The following is a 4691-nucleotide window of genomic DNA, read 5'->3' as shown; positions in this document are numbered from 1 at the left end:
GCGTGTTGTTTGATATCTCAATAGCGTGTTTATTTGTTGATGCCATTATTTTGATGGCAAATTTTAACGGATGATATAGCAGTAAAATGCTAGTTGTTTGTTTTTTTGTCAGGATTTTTCTATGTATTTTCATGGAGAGTTTGATCCTGGCTCAGGATGAACGCTGGCTGCGTGCTTAACACATGCAAGTCGAACGATGACGACCGGGCTTGCCTGGTCTGATTAGTGGCGAACGGGTGAGTAACACGTGAGTAACCTGCCCCTCACTTCGGGATAACCTCGAGAAATTGTGGCTAATACCGGATATGAACTTCCGCCGCATGGTGGTTGTTGGAAAGTTTTTCGGTGAGGGATGGACTCGCGGCCTATCAGTTTGTTGGTGAGGTAATGGCTCACCAAGACGATGACGGGTAGCCGGCCTGAGAGGGCGACCGGCCACACTGGGACTGAGACACGGCCCAGACTCCTACGGGAGGCAGCAGTGGGGAATATTGCACAATGGGCGAAAGCCTGATGCAGCGACGCAGCGTGGGGGATGACTGCCTTCGGGTTGTAAACCTCTTTCAGTAGGGAAGAAGCGAAAGTGACGGTACCTGCAGAAGAAGCGCCGGCTAACTACGTGCCAGCAGCCGCGGTAATACGTAGGGCGCAAGCGTTATCCGGAATTATTGGGCGTAAAGAGCTTGTAGGTGGCTTGTCGCGTCTGCCGTGAAAACCCGAGGCTCAACCTCGGGCGTGCGGTGGGTACGGGCAGGCTAGAGTGTGGTAGGGGAGACTGGAACTCCTGGTGTAGCGGTGAAATGCGCAGATATCAGGAAGAACACCGATGGCGAAGGCAGGTCTCTGGGCCATTACTGACACTGAGAAGCGAAAGCATGGGTAGCGAACAGGATTAGATACCCTGGTAGTCCATGCCGTAAACGTTGGGCACTAGATGTGGGGGACATTCCACGTTTTCCGCGTCGTAGCTAACGCATTAAGTGCCCCGCCTGGGGAGTACGGCCGCAAGGCTAAAACTCAAAGGAATTGACGGGGGCCCGCACAAGCGGCGGAGCATGCTGATTAATTCGATGCAACGCGAAGAACCTTACCAAGGCTTGACATGGACCGGACGGCTGCAGAAATGTGGCTTTCTTCGGACTGGTTCACAGGTGGTGCATGGTTGTCGTCAGCTCGTGTCGTGAGATGTTGGGTTAAGTCCCGCAACGAGCGCAACCCTCGTTCTATGTTGCCAGCGCGTTATGGCGGGGACTCATAGGAGACTGCCGGGGTCAACTCGGAGGAAGGTGGGGACGACGTCAAATCATCATGCCCCTTATGTCTTGGGCTTCAAGCATGCTACAATGGTCGGTACAATGGGTTGCGAAACTGTGAGGTGGAGCGAATCCCAAAAAGCCGGCCTCAGTTCGGATTGGGGTCTGCAACTCGACCCCATGAAGTCGGAGTCGCTAGTAATCGCAGATCAGCAACGCTGCGGTGAATACGTTCCCGGGCCTTGTACACACCGCCCGTCAAGTCACGAAAGTCGGTAACACCCGAAGCCAGTGGCCCATCCTCGTGAGGGAGCTGTCTAAGGTGGGATTGGTGATTGGGACTAAGTCGTAACAAGGTAGCCGTACCGGAAGGTGCGGCTGGATCACCTCCTTTCTAAGGAGCATAACCATTATGGTTGCCATTTTCCTGCCCGAGTGTGGTGGGGATGGTTGCTCAAGGGTGGAACATCAACGAATAGGCACTTCATCAGCCGGTATGGCTCTCTAGTACGACGTCCCTTGTGGGTGTCTGGAACGAGGGGTGTGCTGGAGGGTTTGAGGTGGAAACACGCTATTGGGTTATGAGGCTGCACGCAGTCCCTACGGGTTCCTTGCTTTGGTGAGGGGTGTTGTGGGGTGTGTGGCTGGTCCTCCCTGGTCATCTGGGCTGCTTATGCGGCTGGGTGGTTGGTGTGGGGTTGTTTCTTGAGAACTACATAGTGGACGCGAGCATCATTGTAAGCAATTTTAAAGATTTTGTGTCTTTGTGTGTTGCCTAAGTTTTAAAGGGCGCACGGTGGATGCCTTGGCAAGAAGAGCCGACGAAGGACGTGTGAGTCTGCGAAAAGCCTCGGGGAGTTGACAACAGAGCTGTGATCCGAGGATGTCCGAATGGGGAAACCCACCGCGAGTCATGTCGCGGTACCCGCCACTGAATGTATAGGTGGTGTGGAGGGAACGAGGGGAAGTGAAACATCTCAGTACCCTCAGGAAGAGAAAACAAATAGTGATTCCGTGAGTAGTGGCGAGCGAAATCGGATGAGGCTAAACCTGATCTGTGTGATACCCGGCAGGGGTTGCAGGTTGGGGGTTGTGGGACGTGTCTGAACCGTCTGCCGGCGGTTCGACGTGTACGTGTGTTGGTAGTCGAAGTCGTGTTGAGTGCGACGGCGTAGAGGGTGTGACCCCCGTAGACGAAACTGACATGCGGCGTGACGCTGTTCCCGAGTAACACCGGACCCGTGAAATCTGGTGTGAATCTGCCAGGACCACCTGGTAAGCCTAAATACTACTTCTTGACCGATAGCGGACAAGTACCGTGAGGGAAAGGTGAAAAGCACCCCGGGAGGGGAGTGAAATAGTACCTGAAACCGTGCGCTTACAATCCGTCGGAGCCTTGAGGGGTGACGGCGTGCCTTTTGAAGAATGAGCCTGCGAGTTAGTGGTCGGTGGCGAGGTTAACCCGTGTGGGGTAGCCGTAGCGAAAGCGAGTCTGAACGGGGCGTTCAGTCGCCGGCTCTAGACCCGAAGCGAAGTGATCTATCCATGGGCAGTGTGAAGCGCGGGTAAGACCGCGTGGAGGCGCGAACCCACTTCAGTTGAAAATGGAGGGGATGACCTGTGGATAGGGGTGAAAGGCCAATCAAACTTCGTGATAGCTGGTTCTCCCCGAAATGCATTTAGGTGCAGCGTTGCGTGTTTCGTTCCGGAGGTAGAGCACTGGATAGGCGATGGGCCCCACCGGGTTACTGACCTTAGCCAAACTCCGAATGCCGGTACGTGAGAGCGCAGCAGTGAGACTGTGGGGGATAAGCTTCATGGTCGAGAGGGAAACAGCCCAGAACATCAGCTAAGGCCCCTAAGCGTGTGCTAAGTGGAAAAGGATGTGAAGTTGCTGAGACAACCAGGAGGTTGGCTTAGAAGCAGCCACCCTTGAAAGAGTGCGTAATAGCTCACTGGTCAAGTGATTTTGCGCCGACAATTTAGCGGGGCTCAAGCACACCGCCGAAGCTGTGTCATTCAGACTGTGTGTCTGGATGGGTAGGGGAGCGTCGTGCAGCCAGCGAAGCCGCGGGGGAACCCAGTGGTGGAGGCTGTACGAGTGAGAATGCAGGCATGAGTAGCGAAAGACGGGTGAGAAACCCGTCCGCCGATTGATCAAGGGTTCCAGGGCTAGGTTTATCCGCCCTGGGTTAGTCGGGACCTAAGGCGAGGCCGACAGGCGTAGTCGATGGACATCGGGTTGATATTCCCGAACCGATCGTAGGAGGACCCATACCGAGGCAGTCGATGCTAACCACCCGAGCTTTCCCCATACCCTTCGGGGTGTGGAGGTTGGTGAGGCTGGGAACCAAGGTTGTAGTAGGTCAGCGCGAGGAATGACGCAGAGAGGTAGCTTCCGCGGACTTAATGGAATAGTCCGTCTAAGCGAGCAGCCCGAGCACAGGTAATGCTGTGCCGTATTGGGTGAGACGTGATGGGGATCCCGTATGGGCGTAGGTGAGTGATCCTGTACTGCCAAGAAAAGTTCCAGCGTGACGAATACGGTCGCCCGTACCCTAAACCGACTCAGGTGATCAGGTAGAGAATACCAAGGCGTTCGAGAGAATCGTGGTTAAGGAACTCGGCAAAATGCCCCCGTAACTTCGGGAGAAGGGGGGCCCGAGGAGTGAGAGCTCCGAGGGCCGCAGAGACCAGGGAGAAGCGACTGTTTACTAAAAACACAGGTCCGTGCGAAGTCGTAAGACGCTGTATACGGACTGACGCCTGCCCGGTGCTGGAAGGTTAAGAGGACCGGTTAGATCTTCGGATCGAAGCTGAGAATTTAAGCCCCAGTAAACGGCGGTGGTAACTATAACCATCCTAAGGTAGCGAAATTCCTTGTCGGGTAAGTTCCGACCTGCACGAATGGCGTAACGACTTCTCCACTGTCTCAACCGCGAACTCGGCGAAATTGCATTACGAGTAAAGATGCTCGTTACGCGCAGCAGGACGGAAAGACCCCGGGACCTTTACTATAGTTTGATATTGGTGTTCGGGACGGCTTGTGTAGGATAGGTGGGAGACTTGGAAGCATTCACGCCAGTGAGTGTGGAGTCATTGTTGAAATACCACTCTGGTCGTTCTGGATTCCTAACCTCGGTCCGTGATCCGGATCAGGGACAGTGTCTGATGGGTAGTTTAACTGGGGCGGTTGCCTCCTAAAGAGTAACGGAGGCGCTCAAAGGTTCCCTCAGCCTGGTTGGCAATCAGGTGTTGAGTGTAAGTGCACAAGGGAGCTTGACTGCGAGACAGACATGTCGGGCAGGTGCGAAAGCAGGAACTAGTGATCCGGCACTCCATTGTGGAATGGGTGTCGCTCAACGGATAAAAGGTACCCCGGGGATAACAGGCTGATCTTGCCCAAGAGCTCATATCGACGGCATGGTTTGGCACCTC

General features: G+C 54.6%; 2 rRNA genes. Both read left to right on the top strand.

Going from position 1 to position 4691, the window contains the following annotated elements:
* Window positions 1–128 precede the first annotated feature (128 nt).
* A 16S ribosomal RNA gene (locus tag ABD093_RS02965) occupies window positions 129–1647 on the top strand.
* A gap of 379 nt (window positions 1648–2026) precedes the next feature.
* Window positions 2027–4691 (top strand): 23S ribosomal RNA (locus tag ABD093_RS02960); the annotation flags it as partial.

Origin of the sequence: Brachybacterium tyrofermentans, assembly GCF_039526165.1 — a bacterium.
GTDB classification, from domain to species: Bacteria; Actinomycetota; Actinomycetes; order Actinomycetales; family Dermabacteraceae; genus Brachybacterium; species Brachybacterium tyrofermentans.
Note: the sequence above shows the minus strand (reverse complement) of the source record. Positions and strands in the feature narration are given on the sequence as shown.